Annotated in this window: 20 protein-coding genes; 18 read left to right on the forward strand and 2 right to left on the reverse strand. The window is 44.2% G+C overall.

Features of this window, described 5'->3' with window-relative positions:
* The first annotated feature begins 55 nt into the window (after positions 1-55).
* The 7 genes from DW251_RS10605 (at position 56) to DW251_RS10635 (ending at position 6,913) form a co-directional block, all read left to right on the forward strand.
* Entirely contained in the window at positions 56-1,546 is a 1,491-nt protein-coding gene (locus DW251_RS10605) for an AAA family ATPase (protein ID WP_118301044.1), read from the forward strand.
* A gap of 12 nt (positions 1,547-1,558) precedes the next feature.
* Complete coding sequence (locus tag DW251_RS10610; RefSeq protein ID WP_118301046.1) at positions 1,559-2,317, forward strand: ABC transporter permease; 759 nt, start codon at positions 1,559-1,561, stop codon at positions 2,315-2,317.
* An 80-nt stretch (positions 2,318-2,397) separates the two neighbouring features.
* Entirely contained in the window at positions 2,398-3,468 is a 1,071-nt protein-coding gene (locus DW251_RS10615) for an ABC transporter substrate-binding protein (protein ID WP_118301048.1), read from the forward strand.
* Between the two features lie 47 nt (positions 3,469-3,515).
* Positions 3,516-4,262, forward strand: a complete 747-nt coding sequence (locus DW251_RS10620) for an ABC transporter ATP-binding protein (protein ID WP_118301050.1) — start codon at positions 3,516-3,518, stop codon at positions 4,260-4,262.
* Positions 4,259-5,068, forward strand: a complete 810-nt coding sequence (locus tag DW251_RS10625; protein WP_118301051.1) for a TatD family hydrolase — start codon at positions 4,259-4,261, stop codon at positions 5,066-5,068. Before DW251_RS10620 ends, DW251_RS10625 begins: the two co-directional genes overlap by 4 nt.
* Positions 5,069-5,208: 140 nt before the next feature.
* Entirely contained in the window at positions 5,209-5,748 is a 540-nt protein-coding gene (locus tag DW251_RS10630) for an ECF transporter S component (RefSeq protein WP_347474651.1), read from the forward strand.
* Positions 5,749-5,779: 31 nt separating this feature from the next.
* Positions 5,780-6,913, forward strand: a complete 1,134-nt coding sequence (locus tag DW251_RS10635; RefSeq protein ID WP_118301055.1) for an alanine--glyoxylate aminotransferase family protein — start codon at positions 5,780-5,782, stop codon at positions 6,911-6,913.
* 33 nt (positions 6,914-6,946) lie between these two features.
* On the opposite strand, the gene DW251_RS10640 is transcribed toward DW251_RS10635, so the two are convergent.
* The gene (locus DW251_RS10640; RefSeq protein WP_118301057.1) at positions 6,947-7,144 is read right to left on the reverse strand and encodes a DUF378 domain-containing protein; all 198 of its coding nucleotides are present in this window, start codon (positions 7,142-7,144) and stop codon (positions 6,947-6,949) included.
* 220 nt (positions 7,145-7,364) lie between these two features.
* On the opposite strand from DW251_RS10640, the gene DW251_RS10645 reads away from it, so the two are divergent.
* The 10 genes from DW251_RS10645 (at position 7,365) to DW251_RS10690 (ending at position 17,902) form a co-directional block, all read left to right on the forward strand.
* Positions 7,365-8,732: an MATE family efflux transporter gene (locus DW251_RS10645; protein WP_118301059.1), complete on the forward strand. Its 1,368-nt coding sequence runs from the start codon at positions 7,365-7,367 to the stop codon at positions 8,730-8,732.
* A gap of 94 nt (positions 8,733-8,826) precedes the next feature.
* Positions 8,827-9,657, forward strand: a complete 831-nt coding sequence (locus DW251_RS10650) for a helix-turn-helix domain-containing protein (protein ID WP_118301061.1) — start codon at positions 8,827-8,829, stop codon at positions 9,655-9,657.
* Between the two features lie 145 nt (positions 9,658-9,802).
* Positions 9,803-10,843, forward strand: a complete 1,041-nt coding sequence (locus DW251_RS10655) for a dihydrodipicolinate reductase (RefSeq protein ID WP_021868974.1) — start codon at positions 9,803-9,805, stop codon at positions 10,841-10,843.
* Positions 10,844-11,057: 214 nt separating this feature from the next.
* Positions 11,058-12,035, forward strand: a complete 978-nt coding sequence (locus tag DW251_RS10660; protein ID WP_118301063.1) for an EamA family transporter — start codon at positions 11,058-11,060, stop codon at positions 12,033-12,035.
* Positions 12,036-12,144: 109 nt separating this feature from the next.
* Entirely contained in the window at positions 12,145-12,765 is a 621-nt protein-coding gene (locus DW251_RS10665) for an NUDIX hydrolase (RefSeq protein ID WP_021870767.1), read from the forward strand.
* 30 nt (positions 12,766-12,795) lie between these two features.
* Positions 12,796-13,500, forward strand: coding sequence for a DNA alkylation repair protein (locus DW251_RS10670; RefSeq protein ID WP_118301065.1), 705 nt, complete (start codon positions 12,796-12,798; stop codon positions 13,498-13,500).
* A 92-nt stretch (positions 13,501-13,592) separates the two neighbouring features.
* Positions 13,593-14,498, forward strand: a complete 906-nt coding sequence (locus DW251_RS10675; RefSeq protein ID WP_021870769.1) for a LysR family transcriptional regulator — start codon at positions 13,593-13,595, stop codon at positions 14,496-14,498.
* 138 nt (positions 14,499-14,636) lie between these two features.
* A complete protein-coding gene (locus tag DW251_RS10680; protein ID WP_118301066.1) occupies positions 14,637-15,758 on the forward strand; it encodes a 5-methyltetrahydropteroyltriglutamate--homocysteine S-methyltransferase in 1,122 nt (373 codons plus the stop codon).
* 225 nt (positions 15,759-15,983) lie between these two features.
* Positions 15,984-17,510, forward strand: a complete 1,527-nt coding sequence (locus DW251_RS10685) for an impB/MucB/SamB family protein (RefSeq protein WP_021870771.1) — start codon at positions 15,984-15,986, stop codon at positions 17,508-17,510.
* Positions 17,507-17,902: a DNA repair protein gene (locus DW251_RS10690; RefSeq protein WP_021870772.1), complete on the forward strand. Its 396-nt coding sequence runs from the start codon at positions 17,507-17,509 to the stop codon at positions 17,900-17,902. The genes DW251_RS10685 and DW251_RS10690 overlap by 4 nt, the downstream gene beginning before the upstream one ends.
* Before the next feature lie 6 nt (positions 17,903-17,908).
* On the opposite strand, the gene DW251_RS10695 is transcribed toward DW251_RS10690, so the two are convergent.
* Positions 17,909-19,051, reverse strand: coding sequence for a glycoside hydrolase family 88 protein (locus DW251_RS10695; RefSeq protein WP_021870773.1), 1,143 nt, complete (start codon positions 19,049-19,051; stop codon positions 17,909-17,911).
* A 563-nt stretch (positions 19,052-19,614) separates the two neighbouring features.
* On the opposite strand from DW251_RS10695, the gene DW251_RS10700 reads away from it, so the two are divergent.
* The gene (locus tag DW251_RS10700) at positions 19,615-20,994 is read left to right on the forward strand and encodes an extracellular solute-binding protein (RefSeq protein ID WP_243034926.1); all 1,380 of its coding nucleotides are present in this window, start codon (positions 19,615-19,617) and stop codon (positions 20,992-20,994) included.
* Positions 20,995-21,004 lie beyond the last annotated feature (10 nt).

Here is a 21,004-nt window from a genome sequence, read left to right on the forward strand (position 1 = left end):
CTTGGAATGAGTTTTTTGAAAATGGTAGTAAATATTTAACTGCGAGGAGAAAAAAATGCCAGTTTTTGATTTTAATGATGAACCGAAAGAAGAAAAGAAAGCACCGGAATGCACCTACACTGTGATCCGTTCCAATGAAACAACCGCTTCTCCAGAACATCCGATCCTGGTTCTGGACAACAGTAATAGAAAATGGGAGCACCATTCCTGGGGTGTATTTACAAATCCCATCCGTAAAACAGCTTTTGAATTTCAGGTAGAAGGCGGCGGCACTGTCAGTGCTGACATCTTAAAAGTAGATGCCCGCTTTGTAAGCCTGCTTAAATGGCTGGGCGAGAGCCATATCAATGTACGCCTTTCCGGCTCCAATGAGGCGGACGGGTATGCTGTATACAAGATCCGTGAGATCGCCTTTGGCGGCGGCACCAAGCTTTCCGCAGAGGACGGCTTTTTACAGTACATGATCGAGCGCCTTCAGGCCAGCAGTGCGCCTGCAGAGGAGATCCGGGAAGAGGATGCAGATGAAGACGGCGATGATATGAAGCTGACCAGTTTACAGAGTATTACCGACTTTATGACCTGCGCGGGAAGGACCCTTCCTGACAATATCCGTCTTTGGGCAAGAAGAAACCTGGCAGTTGCCAATTCCCATGAGGTTTCACCGGAAGAACGCCGTCACGCACAGAGAGCTTTATCCATTATGATGAACATCCAGTGGAAGAGCAATTATTTTGAGGCCATTGACCCAGACGAGGCAAGACGGATCCTGGATGAAGAATTATACGGAATGGAACGTGTAAAACAGCGTATCATCGAGACCATTATCCAGATCAACCGTACTCATACACTGCCTGCTTACGGTATCCTTTTGATCGGACCTGCAGGAACCGGAAAGTCCCAGATCGCCTATGCAGTAGCAAGGATCCTGAAGCTGCCGTGGACTACTCTGGATATGAGTTCTATTAATGATCCGGAACAGCTGACAGGAAGCTCCCGTGTATATGCAAACGCAAAACCAGGTATCATCATGGAGGCATTTTCCCTGTCCGGTCAGTCCAATCTTGTATTTATTATCAATGAGTTAGATAAGGCTGCTTCCGGCAAAGGAAACGGAAATCCGGCAGATGTGCTTTTAACATTGCTTGACAATCTTGGATTTACAGATAACTACATGGAGTGTATGGTTCCTACTGCAGGTGTATATCCGATCGCAACAGCCAATGACCGTTCTCTTATCAGCGCTCCGTTAATGTCACGTTTTGCAGTGATCGATATTCCGGATTATACAGAAGATGAAAAGAAGATCATTTTCACAAAATTTGCCCTTCCAAAGATATTAAAGAGAATGAGCATGAAGGAAGATGAATGTGTGATCCTTCCGGAAGCTTTAGATGAGGTAGTCCGCCACTATTCTGATACTACCGGTATCCGTGATCTGGAGCAGGCAGCAGAGCACATTGCAGCCAATGCCCTGTATCAGATCGAAGTAAATCATGTGGATCAGGTTGTATTTGACGCAAAAATGGTTCGGGAACTGTTAGGTTAAGGGACAACTCACATGAAACATGTAAAAGATAAAATGATACCGGCAGTGCTTATTCTGGTGCTGCTGGTGATCTGGGAGGCAGCAGTGGACCTGCTGCACATCCCTTTATATGTACTTCCATCACCTCTGGAAGTGGTAAAAGCCCTGTTCACAGAAGGAACAGAGCTTTTTAGCCATGGCCTGACTACAGTAGGAGAGGGACTTTTGGGAATTTTGATCGCGTCAGCTTTGTCACTGGTGCTTGGAATTTCCATGGACTGGTTCCCGGCTGTGCGAAAGGGACTCTATCCTATTCTGGTAGTGACCCAGACGGTTCCCATGATCGTTATGGCTCCGATCCTGATCATTTATATGGGATTTGGAATGGCACCGAAGATCCTTACGGTAGTTCTTATGTGTTTCTTTCCAGTGGCAGTCAGTTTTGCAGACGGACTGCAGCGGGTAGACGAAGAATATGTACATCTGGTGCGCTCCTATGGGGCAGATCGGTGGAAAGCTTATTGCCTGGTAAAGATACCGGCAGCGCTGCCGGAACTGTTTTCCGGACTGAAAGTGGCAGCGACCTACAGCATCAGCGGTGCTGTAGTAGGAGAGTGGCTTGGTTCCCAGAAGGGACTTGGCTATTACCTGTTAAGGGTAAAGAACAGCTATATGCTGGATAAGGTGTTTGCCTGCGTGGTGGTCATTATCCTGTTAAGTCTGGCTATGAACGGGCTGATCCGGGTGATCGCTAAGGTGTCTATGCCTTATGAGAGAAATAAGAGATCGTGAGTTTCCCGCCGCAGGCGGGGAGCAGGTGTACCATTTCCTGCAATCAACAGAGAAACAGACAGAAAATGAGAGGAAATATTATGAAAAAATCTTGGAAAAAAGCCAGTGCTATTTTTATGGCAGCAGCTCTTGCAGCCGGACTTGCAGGCTGCGGCGCGTCTAACAATAACAATACAGCTACAACAGCTGCAGGCAAAAGCGCAGCAGAAAGCAAAGTAAATGGTGAAAACAGCCCAGAGGCAGATAGCAAAAAAACAGATGTGACTGTTATCTTAGATTATGTTGCAAACACCAACCACACCGGTATGTATGTGGCTCTGGACAAAGGCTATTATGAGGAAGCTGGACTTAATGTAAACATTGTAGAGCCGACAGAAGGCGCTACTGCCACACTGGTTGCAGTAGGAAAAGGTGATTTTGGCATCAGTTATCAGGAAGATGTAACCGTTGCCTTAGCGTCCAAAGACGCCCTTCCGATCAAGGCCATCGCAGCCATCATCCAGCACAATACCTCCGGTTTTGTAACTTATGCAGACAAGGATATCCACTCTCCAAAGGATTTTGAGGGAAAGACCTATGCAGGCTGGGGCGGACCTGGTGAAGAGGCTGTTTTAAAAGCTGTTATGACACAGGCAGGTGCGGATCCTTCCAAACTGAACCGTATTATCTCTGACGGTTCCGGTTTTGAAGCACTGAAAGACAAAGTAGATATTGAGTGGTTTTTTGAAGGCTGGGATAATGTAAAGTGCAAGCTGAATGATTTCCCGATCAACTACATGGAGCTGCGCCAGTTAGATGAGCGTCTGGATTACTATACTCCGGTGATCATTGCAAATAATGATACGTTAGAAAACCGCCCGGAACTGGTAAAAAGCTTCCTGGCAGCAACAGAAAAAGGCTATAAATATGCCATTGAAAACCCGGACGAAAGTGCCCAGATCCTTCACAAATATGCCCCGGACTATTCTATGGATCTGTTAAAAACATCCCAGGAATATCTGGCTGGAAAGTATATGGAAGATACCGACCGCTGGGGTGAGATGAAGGACAGCGTATGGGATAACTATACGGACTTTATGACAGAATACGGCGTCATTGACCATGCCATTCCTGCTGCAGACTGCTATACCAACGAATTTCTTCCAGAATAAAAGCGTATTACTTATAAAAGAGTATCACTTATAAAGGAGTGCCACTTATGACAAAAAAGCTGGAGGTCTCAGACCTTGTATTTGACTATGAAAACCGGAAAATACTGAACCACCTGGATTTTTCTGTAAATGAAGGGGAGTTTGTCAGTATCCTGGGACCTTCCGGCTGCGGTAAATCCACTCTTTTAAAGCTGCTTACCGGAGTTTTAAAGGCAGAGAAAGGTCATATTTTAGTGGACGGACAGGAGATAAAAGGCGTTACAGAGCATTTTGCCTATATGCCACAGAATGACCTTTTATTCCCCTGGAAGACCATTTTAGAAAATGTGTGCCTTTATGGCCGGATCCATGGAAGCGCTGATGGGATGAAGGAACAGGCAATAAAGCAGATGGAAGCCTTTGGTTTAAAGGGTTATGAAGATGAATATCCATCTTCCTTATCCGGCGGAATGCGCCAGAGAGCAGCATTTTTACGTACCCTTTTGTGCCATGCGGATATCCTGCTTTTAGATGAGCCTTTTGGCGCTTTGGATGTGATCACCAGAGGAGAGATGCAGGACTGGCTTTTAAGTGTGCGAAAACAGATGAACCGTACAGTTCTTCTTGTGACCCACGATATGGATGAGGCCATCTATCTTTCCGACCGTATTCTGGTACTGGATGCGAAAAAAGGCAAGGTACGGCAGGAATTTACAGTAAAAGAAGAAAAACGAAACAGGGAGTGGCTGTATGAACAGGGCGCTCTGCGCAGGGAGATCTATAAAGAGATCATGGAAGGTAAGGTAAATGTATGATACAGCTTACAGATGCCCATGCACATATAAAGAATGAAAAACAGGCCATGGAACGGATAACCTTAGGGATCCCTACCATGGCCTGTGCCGGTACACCGGGAGAAATGCAAGAACTGGAAAAATTTGGAAGGCTGCAGGGAGCAGAAAAGATCCTGATCCCTGCCTGCGGCCTTCATCCATGGTACAGTGACAAATGGGAACCGGAAGAGATGTTTTCCTTAATGGAAAAAGTGCCTGTAATAGGCGAGATCGGAATGGACAGTGTGTGGTGTGATGTGCCACTTGACCGGCAGAGGAAGGCTTTGGAAAAACAGCTGCAGTTTGCCTGTGAGATCAAAAAGCCGGTAGTCCTTCACACCAAAGGCCAGGAAAAGGAGATCGCCCGTATCATATCCCATTATCCAAACACCTATCTGGTCCACTGGTTTTCCGGGGATACAGGTCTTGAAGATTATTTAAAACTGGACTGCTATTTTTCCATTGGACCGGATGTTTTGTGGAACCCGGCAGTACAGAAGGTGGCAGAGCAGATGCCGGAAAACAGGATCCTTATAGAAACAGATGGAATGGAGGCTGTGGACTGGGCTTATGAAGAAGGAAAGAAACAGGGATTTCTTAAAGAGAAAAAAGAAAACCTGACGCCGGAAACTTCTCTGTTTGAGACCCTGAAAACAACGGCAGGACTTAGAAACTGTGAACCGGAAGCGCTGGCAGAGGCGGTGTACGCCAATTTTTATCGTTTTATATCCGTTCATATGGTCGTATGGCGCAGTGATAAATTACTAAAAACTGGACTGGTTAATTAATTGAAAACTGGATGTTTGAAAAAAACCAATTATCATTTATCCTTGTGTTAAGCTAATAAAGCAAATACAAAAAGAAAGCCTGATGCTATTCTCCCTGGGCCCCGAGAACCCGTCAGGAAGAGAGGAAAAGGATGATGAGTATGAACACAAAACAGGCAGCTGCGGCTGCAAAAAGCGGATACAGCACAAAAGAACTTGTTTTAGACGCAATGTTTATTGCACTGACCTATGTATTTACAGCATTTGTAAATGTTAGACTGCCTATCGCTGCCAATGGTGGACTGATCCATTTGGGAAATGTGCCTTTATTTATCTGTGCCATTCTGTTGGGCAAGCGCACCGGTATGTTAGCAGGCGCTTTCGGTATGGGACTGTTTGATCTGTTATCCGGCTGGACTGCATGGGCACCATTTACATTTGTGATCGTAGGTGCTATGGGTTATGTAGTTGGTGCTATGACAGAAGGACACCGCAGCACAGCAAGAGATGCGGCAGCGATCGCTGTAGCCTGTGTGATCAAAGTAGTTGGTTACTATATTGCAGAAGTGATCCTGTATCACAACCTGTTTGCTCCGGTTGCTTCTATTCCTGGAAACCTGGTGCAGATCGGTACAGCAGCTGTGATCGTTCTGATCTGTGTAGAGCAGCTTCGCAAGGTACTTCGTCCTATTTTAAAATAAGACAGAAAAATAAGAGAAAGGAACCATTATCATGTACGATATCATGACACCCGGCCCAACACAGGTAAGGGAAAATGTACGTCAGGCGAGAGCGCTTGCCTGCACCAATCCAGATCTGGATGCAGATTTTTATGATTTTTATAAGGAGACCTGTGAAGAGATCAGCGAACTCCTTTATACAAAAAATGAGACCCTGATCCTGGACGGAGAAGGCATTTTGGGACTGGAAGCAGCCTGTGCCACTCTCACAGAAAAAGGAGACCGGGTGTTGGTAATGGACAATGGAGAATATGGAAAAGGTTTCGCCGGTTTCGTGACTATGTACGGCGGAGAACCAGTCCTGTATTCCACAGATTACCGCAATGCTTTTGATGTAAAAGCGCTGGAAGAATATCTGGAAAAGGATCACGATTTTAAGTATGCAGCCTTAGTGCACTGTGACACTCCAAGCGGTATGTTAAATGATGTTTCAAAGCTTTGTCCATTATTAAAGAAATATGGTATCCTGACCCTGGTAGACTCCGTTTCCGCCATGTTCGGTGAAGAAATGCGTGTGGATGATTACCGGATCGATCTTCTGTGCGGCGGTTCCCAGAAGGCAGTTTCCGCACCTCCAGGATTAAGTTTTGTTACCATCAGTAATGATGCTTATAAGGCAATGCGTTCCAGAAAAACACCGGTTGCGTCTTTCTATGCAAATATCCTGGCATTTGACGGCTACTATGAGAAGCAGTGGTTCCCATATACTATGCCGATCAGTGATATCTATGGTCTGCGTCAGGCCTTTGATAATATTAAAAATGATCCGGGCATGTTAGAGCGCCACGCAAAGATCGGTGAAGCAGTGAGAGGAGCGGTAGTGGAAGCAGGACTGGAATTATACCAGGAAACCGGTTTTTCCAATACAGTCACTGTATTTAATGTTCCGGAAGGAACCACAGATACAGCCATCCTTACTGCAATGAAGGAAAAATGCAACATTATGTTAGCAGGTTCTTTCGGTGCTTTTGCAGGAAAGGTGATCCGTATCGGTCATATGGGTGAAAATGCATATCCTGAAAAAGTAGAAGCTGTGATGGCCGGACTGGACAGAGTATTTGCAGATCTGGGAATTACATTAAAATGCAGCCTGAAAGAGGCTTATGATAAGAGAATGAATGGATAATGGTTTAAAAGAACGGGGGGCTGAGATGCCCCCTTATTCTTTTTTGGCATAAAAGCTGATGAGATAAATACCGCATATGCCTACTATGGTATAGATGATCCGTGACAGCAATGTCATGCTTCCAAAAAGAAATGCAACAAGGTCAAACTTAAAAAGGCCGATCAGCCCCCAGTTTACAGCTCCGATAATGGATAAGGTAAGAGCTGTAGCGTCCAGTGCCGTATTTTTCATGGCAGTTTACCTCCTTATACATAGCCAGTATGGACCGGAGACAGTTAAAATATACATGATCTTATGGGATCATTGAAAAATCACCTGCCAAAAAATCTGTGAAAGAGTAAAAAATTTTCAATGACAATTAACGGACAGTGTGCTATGCTATGTTGCGCGGAACCTGAGTCCGCGTTTATTTATGATCTGTTTTGATATAAGATAAGAAAGGTAGAAAATTATGGAACAGGATATGACCAGGGGCAATCCACTGTCAGTTATTTTTATGTTTACATTGCCTCTTGCAGTTGGAAATATTTTCCAGCAGCTTTATAATATGGCGGATACGATCATCGTAGGCCGCTTTGTGGGAGCAGATGCCTTAGCGGCAGTTGGCTCCACAGGAACCATTATGTTTTTGCTCAACGGTTTTGCACAGGGCATTACAGCCGGCTTTTCCGTTCTTACGGCCCAGCGGTTTGGTGCGGGAAAAAAGGAAGGGGTAAAAGAAAGCGTGACCAACGGCGTTCTTTTATCTATTATAGGTGCCATTCTTTTTACCGTTTTAAGCTGTGGGATCATGAACCCGCTGCTGCATCTGATGAATACGCCGGATGATATTTTTGATAAGGCATATACCTATATCATTTTGATCAGCCTGGGAATGATCGCCAATGTATTTTATAACTTATTGTCCTCTTATTTAAGAGCAGTTGGAAACAGCAAGGCACCTTTATTTTTCCTTGTTTTTTCAGCCTGCTTAAATGTAGGTCTGGATCTGTTTTTTATTGTAGTCCTGAAAACGGGAGTGGCGGGAGCAGCCTGGGCTACCAATCTGTCACAGGGAGTATCGGCTGTTTTGTGTGCAGGATACATTTTTTTGAAAGTGCCTGCCCTGGTGCCGGAGAAAAAGCACTGGCGTCTTACCAGAAGAGATACCCGCTATCAGCTGCAGATGGGTATTCCCATGGCTCTTCAGTTTGCAATTACTTCTTCCGGAACCATGATCATGCAGTCAGCTATCAATCTTTTCGGTTCAGAGGCAGTAGCCGCCTATACTGCAGCCTGCAAGGTACATAGTTTGCTGACACAGGGAATGGTGGCTATGGGACAGACCATGGCAGTTTACAGCGGCCAGAACTACGGAAAAGGAGATGCAAAGAGGATCCGGGACGGTGTTAAGGCAGCATTGCTGATCGATGTGATCTACTCTGTTGTATCAGCCGTGCTGGTATCCCTGCTCTTAGGTGTGACACTGGGCCTGTTCTTCTCAGGAGATGTGGACCTTACGGTTATGATGCCCTGGGCAAGGACTTATATTACCATCTGTACATTGTTTTATATTCCTCTTAGTACGATATTTATTTTCAGAAATACCATGCAGGGATGCGGCTATGGTTTCCTTCCAATGATGGGAGGTGTAGTGGAACTGGTAGCCAGATTGAGTGTGGCTATGATCGCCATGCGTGTTCACAGCTATGCGTTGTCCTGTTTCTGCGATCCGGCTGCATGGCTCAGTGCAGGTTTGTTTACAGGTGTGTCTTATCTTTTTGTAATGAAGAAGATCAGGGCATCACTGGAACCGAAGTCAGTTACGGTTCAGCCATGACAGAACGGTAAAACTCTATAGTAAGTATAGATAGGTATAGACAAAAACTGAGGCATTTTTACAAAAAAATTTGGGGTGTACGGGGGTGAAAATTATGGATCTGAGTATTGGTCAGATGGCCAGGATCAACCACATCAGCATCCAGACTTTAAGACTGTATGATAAAATGGGGCTGCTAAAGCCGGTAGCAGTAGATGCAGGATCCGGATACAGGTATTACAGTATCCTTCAGTGTGCCAAGCTGGATCTGATAGGCAGCCTGAAGCAGTGCGGCCTCAGCCTGAAAGAGATCGGGTCATACTTTGAAAACGGGAATATTGAAAGCCTGGAGGGGGAACTTCGCAATACCTTAGACCAGATCGGTACAGAGATGAGACGGCTGTCAGAACAGAAAGAGGCAGTAAAACGCACGCTGGAGTCTTTTGAACAGTACCGTGTGGCTCCGCCTGCAGGTACCATTACCCTGGAATATATCCCCAGACGCAGTATTATCGTGCTGGACAGCGGGAATAATTACTTTGAAGAAGGGCTGGAATTTTATGAACACAGCCTTTTGCAGTTAAAACACGCCTTGGCAGATCGGAATGTGGAGCATATTTATTACCGCAATCCAGGGACCATCTGGCGCAAAGATAAGGTGATGAAGCGGGAATTTGTTTCCACGGAAGTTTATGTCCGGGCAGATGCGGAGAGGTTCCGTCCTGATGAGATCACAGAGATCCCGGCGGGAATGTATCAATGCATTTACTGCAGCAGTTTTGATACAGAAAAGGAGCTGGCATGTAAGCTTCTTGATCAGGTGGAAAAGAACGGATATACCATTGCAGGGGATTATCTCTGTGAGACTATTGTGGAAACACCTATTTTTGAGAAGGATGAAAGAGGAATGTTTTTGCGGCTTCAGGTGCCTGTAAATGTGAGGTAAGAGAAAAAATTGTCCTAAATCTGCCCTTGACTCTCTACTTAGTATAGGCTCTATAATGAAAGTACAAAGAAGGTTAATTAATTAACAAGCAAATCAATGTTGCCAATGTTATTATTCATGTACATCATTACAAGGAGGTTACACTATGAATAAAGAGAGAATCAGAGTGGTTCAGTACGGATGCGGAAAGATGTCAAAATACACACTGCGTTATCTTTATGAGAAAGGCGCAGATATTGTAGGCGCGATCGATGTAAATCCTGCTGTAGTAGGCATGGACGTTGGACAGTTCTGCGGACTGGGATTTGATCTGGGCGTAAAGATCCGTAACGATGCAGATGCAGTATTGGATGAGTGCCAGCCGGACATTGCCATTGTAACCTTATTCAGTTTTGTGGATGACTGCTATGAGCATTATGCAAAATGTTTAAGCAGAGGCATCAATGTAATTACCACCTGCGAGGAAGCAACCTATCCATGGACCACTTCCGCAGCATGCACCAATAAATTAGACGTTCTTGCAAAAGAAAACGGCTGTACCATCGTTGGAGCAGGTATGGAAGATATCTTCTGGGTACATCTGATCGGAACCGTAGCAGGCGGCTGCCATGATATTAAGAAGATCGAAGGCGCTGTAAGCTACAATGTAGAAGATTATGGTCTTGCACTTGCAAAAGCTCACGGCTGCAACCTGACACCGGAAGAATTTGAAAAGACCATTGCTCATCCGGAAGTTCTGGAACCATCTTATGTATGGAACTCCAACGAAGCGCTCTGCAACCTGATGGGATGGACCATTAAGAGCCAGACCCAGAAGTGCGTTCCATATTTCTCCGATAAAGAAGTTTATTCAGAGACCATGGGACTGACCATTCCGGTAGGACGCTGCATTGGTATGAGCGCAGTGGTTACGACCGAGACTTTCCAGGGACCAGTGATCGAGACACAGTGTATCGGTAAAGTTTACGGACCAGATGACGGCGATATGTGTGACTGGAAGATTAAGGGCGAGCCGGATGTTACCTTCTATGTACAGAAACCGGATACACCTGTCCACACCTGCGCAACCATCGTAAACCGTATCCCGGATGTAATTATGGCACCTCCAGGATTTATCACCGTAGACAAATTAGACAGCGTAGAATACAGAACTTATCCAATGCATCTGTATGTAGATGAATATTAATAATAGTAATACAAGTGTTTTTAAGCTTAAGCGGCCGCAGTGATGCGGCCGTTTTTCTGCTTCTATTTGGAAATATCTGGGATTAATGATAAAACTTGGCACCAGAAAGGGTTGATCGCCCTTGCGAAAAAGTAAATTCGGATATATAATAAGCAAGTCTGTCCAGATGGGAAAAACTGGAAGATAAGAAAAATGCAAAGGAATTTAGAAAAATATGTGGTTTTGGCTTGCTCTTATTGCGCTCCTGTGCTGGAGCGGATCCGACCTGTTTTCAAAGATTGGCTGTCGCGGCAATGACAAATATGCCCATTTAAAAATGGTCATTGCTGTAGGTATTATCATGGGTATCCATGCACTGTACGAGATCTTCGTAGGCGGTGTGGAAGTTACCTGGCACGTAATACTTACTTATTTACCGGTATCCCTGTTATACATTTCCTCTATGACACTGGGATATATCGGCCTTCGTTACATTGAGTTATCTATTTCTTCACCGATCTGCAACTCTTCCGGTGCCCTGGTAGCAGTTTTATGCTTTATCACAGGTACACTGGATGATGGAATTGAAGGTTCCATGCGTCTGGCTGTTATGGGCGCTGTTGCCCTTGTATGTATCGGCGTCATCGGACTTGGCGTCGTTGAGTCAAGAGAAGATGATGAGCTGCGTGCAGAACGTCAGAAAGCATCCAATTACAAATATGCAAAATCCTGGCTGGCTCTGGCACTTCCCGTTGCGTACTGCCTGTTAGATGCAGCAGGTACATTTGCAGATACCTTAGTTCTTGATACACTGGCTGGTGAAGTGGAAGCAGCAGGATTGTTTGCAACAGCAGAGGAGTGCTCTTCCTATGCAGCTTCTGTATCCAACTGTGCTTATGAACTGACTTTCCTTTTTGCAGCTGTCTGCTGTATCGTATATGTAGGCTTTATCAAAAAGCAGAAGTTTGCATTCAGCCAGGAAGGACCGAAATACTTCGGTGCAATCTGCGAGACTGCTGGTCAGTTTGCTTACATTTTTGCATTATCTGATACTGCACATGCTGCTATTTCTGCGCCGATCATTTCCGCATACTGCGTGGCATCTGTTGTCTGGAGCCGCATTTTCTTAAAGGAAAAGCTGTCCTGGAAGCATTATGCAATGATCCTGCTGGTTATCATTGGTATTGTAATGCTTGGTGTGTTTGATATTTAGAATAAAACGAGAGATGTCTTTTTACAATTTACATTTCAGATCAAAGGCTGCTGTAGAAATACGGCAGCTTTTTTGATATGATAAAAGGAGCAGAAAAGGGGAATTATATATGCTTCAGGATAAATGGATCGAATTTGCAGTAGAACTTCAAAGCCTTGCACAGGCGGGACTGGCTTATGGAAAAGATGTGTACGATCTGGAACGGTATACCAGGATACGGGAGATCGCAGCGGAGATGATCGCATGCAAAAGCGATATTCCGCTGGAAAAAGTAAAAAATCTGTTTTGCAACGAAACAGGTTATCAGACTCCAAAAGTAGATACAAGGGCGGCTGTTTTTAAAGAGGGAAAGATCCTTCTGGTCCATGAGAAAAATGGGACCTGGTCACTGCCGGGAGGATGGTGTGATGTAAATCAGTCCGTGGCTGAAAATACAGTGAAAGAAACATTGGAAGAAGCAGGGCTGAATGTAAAGCCGGTGCGTATGATCGCAGTTCAGGACAGGAACAAGCACAATGATCCGCCTTATGCTTATGGGATCGTGAAAGTATTTATTTTGTGTGAAGTGATCAGTGGGGCATTTACGGAAAATATTGAAACAACAGAGATCCGGTATTTTGGTAAAGAGGAAATTCCTGAAAACCTGGCTCTGGAAAAGACGAATAAAGAACAGATCCAAATGTGTTTTAAGGCAAATGAAGCGAAGCACTGGGAAACGCAGTTTGATTAAATTATTAAAATAAAAGGATAAAAAGCTGATATGACGGATATTCAGAAACGATTATTTGAATTACAGGATCATGCATATGGGGATTTCCACAGCGGGCTGATCCCGGAACTGCCAAGAGAGTATTTTATCGGGGTCCGTGTGCCGGTTCTGAAAAAATTTGTAAAAGAGTATAAAAAAGAGGCAGAGTCAGAAACATTTTTAAAGCAGCTGCCTCATACCTATTATGAAGAATACATGGTCCATATCCTTTTGCTGGGGGAGATCAAAGACTATGATACCTGTATGAAGGTAGTGGAAGAATTTCTTCCCTATATTGACAACTGGGCTATCTGTGACGGCCTTTCTCCTAAGGTATTTAAAAACCACAAACCGGAATTGTTAGAAAAGATCAAACAGTGGATCCCTTCTGAGCATACGTATATCTGCCGGTTTGGCATTGAAATGCTGATGCGCTGGTTCTTAGATGAAGATTTTAAGCCGGAATATCTGAAAATGCCGGCTTCTGTCCGGTCAGATGAATACTATGTGAATATGATGATCGCCTGGTTCTTTGCAACCGCTCTTGCAAAGCAGTGGGATGCAACCATTCCTTATCTGCAGGATCCGGTTTTAGAACCGTGGACCCACAATAAGACCATCCAGAAGGCAAGGGAAAGTTTCCGCATTACGCCGGAGCAGAAGGAATATTTAAAGACTCTGAAAGTAGGGTGCAAAAAGAGCATCAAACGGCCATAAAACAGTCATCAAACAGTCATCAAACAGCGTAAAAATCCTGAAAGTTGGGAAAGGCAGAAGGAAACATAAAAAAGGGCAAAAGGAGTACATCTATGACACTGCAGCAGCTGACCTACATAAAAATGACGGCCGAATGTGGAAATATCACAGAAGCGGCAGAAAAACTCTTTATATCCCAGCCAAGCCTCAGCGCAGCGATCCATAACCTGGAAAAAGAAATGGGAGTGACTATTTTTGTCAGGTCCAAAAAGGGTGTAGTCCTTACCAGGGAAGGGGAAGAACTGCTGTCTTATGCGGGAATGCTGTTGGAACAGGTGGATATTATGAAGGAGCATTTCGGCGTCGGAAAAGCGCGGATGCCCAAGTTTTCTGTTTCCTGCCAGCATTATTCCTTTGCAGTCAATGCCTTTGTAGATGTGGTCCAGACCTATGATGCGGCAAAATATGATTTTATCCTCAGGGAAACACAGACCGGTGAGATCATTGATGATGTGGCAAATGGAAAAAGTGAGCTGGGAGTGATCTATCTGTCTGAACACAATGAAGAAGTGCTGACGAAGCTGATCAAAAAGAATGGCCTGATCTTTGAAGAATTATTTACAGCAGAGCCGCATGTATTTATCAGCAATGTACATCCTCTGGCGGTGAAAGCGAAGATACAGTTAGAGGATCTGAAGGCGTATCCATATCTTACTTACGAACAGGGGGAGCGGAATTCTTTTTATTATGCAGAAGAGTTTTTAAGCATGCTGGACATGCCTAAAAACATTCAGGTAAGAGACAGGGCTACCATGTTTAATCTGATCATTGGTTTAAATGGTTTTACTGTGTGTTCCGGAGTAATAAGCGAGGAACTAAATGGCTCCCAGATCATTGCAAGACCGCTTGACATGGATGTTCAGATGCGGATCGGTCTGGTGAAAAAGAAAAATATACTGTTCAGCCGTTATGCAGATACTTATATTGAAGCACTGAAAAAATATGTATCCATAGATTGAAACTATGGATAACATAAAATATAAAGTATTATCCCAAAATGAAAACTACTGTTAAACTATCCTCAGAAAAAAACAGACGGGAACCAGATAACAACTGGTTGATTGATCTATAAAATTGTGAAAACGGAGGATAAGACAGTGGCAGATTTAAAAACACCATTTCGTTATGATTATGTAGGAAGCTTCTTAAGACCGGAAGCATTAAAGCAGGCAAGAAAGAATTTTGAAGAAGGAAAGATCACAAAAGAAGAACTGACAGCAGTAGAAGATGACTGCATCCGTGATCTGGTTGGAAAGATCAAAAAGCTGGGATATCATGTGATCACAGACGGTGAGTTCCGCAGATCCACCTGGCATCTGGATTTTATGTGGGGATTTCAGGGCATTGAGCATAGAAAGACAGTAGAAGGAAATACGACTTTCGATGCAGAGGCAGCTATGATCGACGATACCTACATGGTAGGCAAGATCTCTGTAAAGAACCACCCGTTTGTAGAGCATTTTAAATTTGTAAAAGCATTAGAAGATGAAAATACAGTAGCAAAGCAGACTATTCCGTCTCCAGGACAGTTTTATGCTTACTTTACAGGTGCCGAGCTTCTTGGAACTACACTGGATATCTATGGAAGTGAAGAAGCTTTTGCAAAAGATGTGGCAGGGGCATATGTGGAATTTGTCAATGAGATCTACGCAGCAGGCTGCCGCAACCTTCAGTTTGATGACTGTGTATGGGGCGGTATGGTTAATCCAAAGCTGGCAGTTGCATTGACCGGAAGAAAGGGAGATGCGTTGGAGGCATACAAGAAACTGCTCCTTCAGTTAAACAATGAAGTTGCAGCTCAGGCACCGGCGGATCTGGTGATCAATACCCATGTATGCCGCGGAAACTATCATTCCACATTTTTCAGTTCCGGTGCATACGACGGAGTAGCCGACCTGCTTTTTGGCGAGGAAAATGTAAACGCCTACTATCTGGAATACGATGATGAAAGATCCGGCGGTTTTGCTCCTTTAGCAAAAGTTTCCGGCGACAAAAAAGTAGTTCTGGGCCTTGTAACCACCAAATCCCCGGTATTAGAAAAGAAAGAAGACGTGATCGCAAGGATCCATGAGGCTGCAAAACACGTGCCTTTAGACCGCTTATACTTAAGCCCACAGTGCGGTTTCGCCTCCTGTGAGATCGGAAACAAGCTTACAGAAGAAGAGCAGTGGGCAAAGTTAAAATTGGTGAAAGAAATTGCTGAAGAGGTGTGGAGATAGAAATAAGCAAATGACTTTAATGATATTCTGAAAATTCTAATATTCGCTGGTGCCGTATCTGGTGTGGCTGACTTATGTGGGATATCTGAATTTCATGATCAGTATTTTGAATTGAAGTGAGAATGAGTAAGTTAAGAATAGATAAGAACAAATGTTTGCAGCGTTCATGGACAGGAAAAATGGCGTATGGTATACTAAACAGTAACTGGTCATGGAGGTTTAAACATGGGTTCTGATAAGATTTATATTGCTATTGATCTGAAATCTTTTTATGCTTCCGTAGAAGCAGTGGATCTCGGGCTGGATCCGCTTACTGCTAATCTGGTGGTGGCGGATCCTTCAAGGACGGAAAAGACCATCTGTCTGGCGGTATCCCCTTCTTTGAAGGCTTACGGGATCTCTGGGCGGGCGAGATTATTTGAAGTGGTGCAGAAGGTGAAGCAGGCTAATAGTCTGCGAAGAAGCGGATTGCCACAGCGAAAGTTTACAGGGAGATCTTGTGATGCGAAAATGCTTGAAAGGGATCCGCGGCTTGAGATTGATTATGTAATCGCGCCCCCTCAGATGGCTCACTATATGGAAGTGAGTACAAAGATCTATCATATTTATTTAAAGTATGTGGCTCCGGAGGATATCCATGTATATTCCATTGATGAAGTATTTATGGATGTGACAGAGTATCTGGGCACTTACAGGATGACAGCCCGGGAACTGGCGATGAAAATGATCCAGGATGTGTTAAGTGAAACAAAGATCACTGCCACTGCGGGGATCGCCCCTAATCTGTACCTTTGCAAGGTTGCCATGGACATTGTGGCAAAACATGTGGCTGCGGATCAGGACGGAGTGCGGATCGCAGAGCTGGATGAAATGTCTTATCGCCAGATGCTATGGGATCACAGGCCGCTTACGGATTTCTGGAGAGTAGGAAAAGGTTATGCCAGAAAACTGGAAGAAAATGGAATTTATACAATGGGGGATATTGCCAGGTGTTCTCTGGGACGTTCTGGGGATTTTTATAATGAGGATCTGTTGTTTCGACTGTTTGGGATCAATGCGGAACTTCTCATTGATCATGCATGGGGATATGAGCCATGTACCATTGCAGATATAAAGGCGTACAAGCCTCAGGATAAGAGCATTGGCTCGGGGCAGGTATTGCATTGTCCCTGTGATTTTAACCAGGCAAAGCTGGTTTTAAAGGAAATGGCGGATATGCTGGCAATGGACCTGGTGGATAAAGGGCTTATAGCCAGCCAGATCGTTCTGACGGTGGGGTATGATATTGAAAATCTGACAGATCCGGTGAGAAGAAAAGCGTATAAAGGGGCAGTGACTACGGATCAGTATGGCAGGAAAATCCCCAAGCATGCCCATGGAACCATTCATTTAAAACTGCCGACTTCTTCTGCAAGACTGATCATGCAGGGGGCTATGGAGCTGTATGATGGTATTGTAGATAAAAATCTGCTGATCCGCAGGCTTTATATTACGGCAGAACATGCTATGGAAGAGAAGAAGGTACAAAAACAGGAGACTTATGAGCAGTTAAGCCTTTTTACAGACTATGAAGCAGTAGAGAAGGAGCGGGAAAAGGAAGTAAAGAACCTGGAGAAGGAGAAAAGGTTGCAGCAGGCTATGTTGGATATTAAGAAGAAGTATGGGAAAAATGCGATCCTTAAGGGGATGAATTTGGAGGAAGGAGCAACGGCTATAGAGCGCAACCGGCAGATCGGAGGGCATAAGGCGTGAAAAAGTATGAGGATATCATTGGTCTGTCAAGACCGGTTTCAAAAAAGCATCCTCCTATGTCAAGGGAGAACCGGGCGGCACAGTTTGCGCCTTTTGCGGCTCTTACGGGATTTGAAGGGGCTATTAAGGAGACTGCCAGGGTGACAGGGGAGAAGATCGAACTGGATGAGACGCAGAAAACGTTTTTGGATGAAAAACTTAAGGTACTGCTGCGCGAAAAAACTCCCGCCCTCTTTACGTATTTTCAAAAAGATGAACAAAAAGAGGGGGGAGCTTATATAACTGTTTCAGGGATCGTGAAAAAAACGGATGCTTATACCCATAAGATCGTCTTAGAAGATGGTACCGGGATCTGCGTGGAAGATATCCTGGAGATACGGAAACTTCTCTGATCCGGCTTATACTTCAGCTTCCTGGTGCTGGTACATCAGTTCAATGTATGCAAGGATCAGCGGTGCAACGCCTTTCGCCTCATTTTTAACGATCGGTTCGCGCATATAATAATCAAAGGTTCCTTCCCGCATTTCTTTATTTCCAAGTCCTGCCACAAGACAGATCCCGCCCAGTTGCAGTTCTCCGTTTTCTTCAGAAAGGTAAGTGCGACAGATCCCTTCAAATGCTTTCTTTCCATAGGCAAAATAGGATCCGTCCAGGAAACCGAGACGTACACTCTTCATGATCGCATATGCAAAAATTGCGGAACCGGATGTTTCAAGATAGTTGGGATGAATTCCACCCCGGTTTACGACCTGATACCACATTCCTGTTTCTTCATCCTGATAGGGAAGCATGGAATCAATAAGTTCCTTGTAGATCCGATTCATTTCTTTCTTTTCGCTGCCAAGAGTTTCTTCTGGCATTACTTCCATTGTATCGATCAGAGCCATGGCATACCAGCCCAATGCACGCAGCCAGAAGTTGTCAGATAATCCTGTGACTTTATCACACCAGAAAGACGTTCTGGAGTCATCATAAGCATGGTAATACAGGCCGTTTCTCAGATCACGCATCAGATTGTACACATTGACGAACTGCTGATAGCAGTCTTTGCAATTAGTACTGTTGTTGTAAGTAACTTCATATTGCATATAAAATGGCTGTGCCATATAGAGTCCATCCAGCCAGATCTGGTTTGGATAAATTTCTTTGTGCCAGAAATTACCAGTTGAAGTTCGGGGCTGGGTCTTTAACTGGCTGTATACCAGGTCAATAGCGAGGCGATATTTTTCTTTTCCAGTCAGATCATACAGATCAAAGAGGGTTTTTCCAGTATTAACATTGTCAAGGTTGTGTTCTTTAGGATCATAAGAATGGATGGAACCATCTTCTTCTACAAAATAGTCAATAAACCGGTCTGCAAAATCAAGATATTCTTCTTTCTGTGTAATATGATAAAGTTCCAAAATAGCATTGATCATACAGCCATCCATATAATTCCAGGAAGGTTTTGCACCTTGACGGATTTTTTCAATATTCCAGATCGGACGGGACGGACTGCTTTTTTCTAAAAGCTGGTCAATGTAGCGGTCAAGAATTTTCATAGCAATATAGATTTCCTTTCTGAATTGTACAAAGTAAAAAAGTATACAGTAAAAACTGAAAACGTTTGCAACTACTTTGATTTTAACATAAATCCAGCAGAAAGAAAATTGTGCATAATACACAAAGTAAAAGCAACTAAACTGGATAAAATGTCTAATTGACGGGAGAAGGGATGCGTGATAATATATGAAATATCACGAGAGACATGCAGGACTGATAGTTGGACCGCAGAAATGTGACAGCATCCAGGATCAGGAATGCATTAAATTTTAGCCGAATTTGCAAACCTTTGCAAAACAACAGGGCATGACGGGGATGGTTCTGTAATTCTGGCAAATATCAAAGAAGGAGTTGTGTGTGGTGAATGGATACGTTCAAAAATATTATAAAATTTGTATGTATACAATAAAAAACAACATATGTATACATACAAAATATACAATGATATATTGACATTACACTAGGCTTATACTATTATAAGAGTACAAGGCAATTGGAATTAGGATGTTTTGTGGCGAAAACAGTTAAATTCCAGAATTATTTATGAAACAGGAGGAAGAAAATGAAAAAGGAATTGATGAAGCGTGTGGCGGCAGCAGGTCTGGCAGTATCTATGGTTGCAGGGCTTACAGCCTGCGGACCTACAGGAAAGCCTGAAGAGACCAAGAAGGAAGAGACAAAGGCTGAGGGCGGAGAGACTTCCGCAGCTGCAGATAAGGAAGATGCTGCAGCTTCTGACGGAGAAGTTACTCTGCGTTTCAGCTGGTGGGGAGGCGATGCCAGACATAAGGCAACAGAGGCGGCATGTCAGGCATTTATGGAAAAATATCCTAATATCAAGGTAGAGTGCGAGTACGGAGCCTGGGACGGATGGGCTGAGAAGGTAGCTACCCAGCTCAGCGGCGGTACAGCACCTGATCTGATGCAGGTTAACTGGAACTGGCTGTATCAGTTCTCTAGCGACGGTTCTAAATTCGTAGATCTGACCCAGTTCGCAGATGTAATCAATATGGAAAACTATCCGGCAGATCTTCTGGAGCAGTGTGTAGTAGGCGGCAAGCAGCAGGCGATTCCGATCGGTACTACAGGAAAGTGCTTCTACTGGAATAAAACTACCTTTGACAAAGCAGGTATTGCTCTTCCTACAAGCTGGGATGAGCTGATTGCAGCAGGAACCACATTTAAGGAGAAATTAGGCGATGAGTACTATCCTCTGGCTATGTATGAATATGAGAGAATGCTTCTGATGATGTATTATCTGGAAGGAAAATACGGAAAAGAATGGGCAGAGAACAATACCTTAAATTATTCTCTTGAGGAAGTAAAGGAAGGTCTTGAATTTATTAATTCCTTAGAGGATGCACATGTTCTTCCAAGCATTGCTCAGTTAAAGGGCGACGGCGCTACAGTTCTGGAGAAGAATCCGGGCTGGATCAACGGACAGTATGCCGGCTTCTATGAGTGGGATTCTGCTCAGGCGAAATTTGCTAACGCTCTGGAAGGCGATCAGGAGTTTGTACTTGGTGAGTTCCTTAAGGGCGGAGAGTATGAGGCAGGACTTATAAAGATTTCTTCCTGCTTTGCAATTACAGAAACCTCTGAGCACAAAAAAGAGGCTGCTATGCTGTTAGATTTCCTTATCAATGATCCAAAGGGTATTGAGCTTATGGGCACAGAGCGCGGTATGCTGGCTAACACTTATGCAAATGAAGTTCTGTCAGGTCTTGGCAAGCTGGAAGGTCTTACCTATGAGGGCAATCAGGCAGTTATGAAGGTTGCAAACTTTGCACTTGATCCAAACTTTGAGAATTCCGCATTAAAGGATTCTACAGGTATCTACTATGAGGTATTTGAGGGACTCAGCAACGGACAGGATGTAGAGATGCTGGCACAGTATCTGATTGACAGTATCAATGAAGTTTATGCAAGCAATCCTTACTAAGAAAAAGGGA

It is taken from the genome of Clostridium sp. AM22-11AC, from assembly GCF_003473545.1.
Taxonomy (GTDB): Bacteria; Bacillota; Clostridia; order Lachnospirales; family Lachnospiraceae; genus Enterocloster.

Coding starts and splice junctions, on each gene's coding strand:
- DW251_RS10695 (WP_021870773.1), bottom strand. CDS start 19,051: ATGAAAATTCTTGACCGCTACATTGACCAGCTTTTAGAAAAAAGCAGT.
- DW251_RS10685 (WP_021870771.1), top strand. CDS start 15,984: ATGGGTTCTGATAAGATTTATATTGCTATTGATCTGAAATCTTTTTAT.
- DW251_RS10665 (WP_021870767.1), top strand. CDS start 12,145: ATGCTTCAGGATAAATGGATCGAATTTGCAGTAGAACTTCAAAGCCTT.
- DW251_RS10615 (WP_118301048.1), top strand. CDS start 2,398: ATGAAAAAATCTTGGAAAAAAGCCAGTGCTATTTTTATGGCAGCAGCT.
- DW251_RS10650 (WP_118301061.1), top strand. CDS start 8,827: ATGGATCTGAGTATTGGTCAGATGGCCAGGATCAACCACATCAGCATC.
- DW251_RS10645 (WP_118301059.1), top strand. CDS start 7,365: ATGGAACAGGATATGACCAGGGGCAATCCACTGTCAGTTATTTTTATG.
- DW251_RS10660 (WP_118301063.1), top strand. CDS start 11,058: ATGTGGTTTTGGCTTGCTCTTATTGCGCTCCTGTGCTGGAGCGGATCC.
- DW251_RS10655 (WP_021868974.1), top strand. CDS start 9,803: ATGAATAAAGAGAGAATCAGAGTGGTTCAGTACGGATGCGGAAAGATG.
- DW251_RS10630 (WP_347474651.1), top strand. CDS start 5,209: ATGAACACAAAACAGGCAGCTGCGGCTGCAAAAAGCGGATACAGCACA.
- DW251_RS10635 (WP_118301055.1), top strand. CDS start 5,780: ATGTACGATATCATGACACCCGGCCCAACACAGGTAAGGGAAAATGTA.
- DW251_RS10670 (WP_118301065.1), top strand. CDS start 12,796: ATGACGGATATTCAGAAACGATTATTTGAATTACAGGATCATGCATAT.
- DW251_RS10605 (WP_118301044.1), top strand. CDS start 56: ATGCCAGTTTTTGATTTTAATGATGAACCGAAAGAAGAAAAGAAAGCA.
- DW251_RS10640 (WP_118301057.1), bottom strand. CDS start 7,144: ATGAAAAATACGGCACTGGACGCTACAGCTCTTACCTTATCCATTATC.
- DW251_RS10675 (WP_021870769.1), top strand. CDS start 13,593: ATGACACTGCAGCAGCTGACCTACATAAAAATGACGGCCGAATGTGGA.
- DW251_RS10620 (WP_118301050.1), top strand. CDS start 3,516: ATGACAAAAAAGCTGGAGGTCTCAGACCTTGTATTTGACTATGAAAAC.
- DW251_RS10625 (WP_118301051.1), top strand. CDS start 4,259: ATGATACAGCTTACAGATGCCCATGCACATATAAAGAATGAAAAACAG.
- DW251_RS10610 (WP_118301046.1), top strand. CDS start 1,559: ATGAAACATGTAAAAGATAAAATGATACCGGCAGTGCTTATTCTGGTG.
- DW251_RS10700 (WP_243034926.1), top strand. CDS start 19,615: ATGAAAAAGGAATTGATGAAGCGTGTGGCGGCAGCAGGTCTGGCAGTA.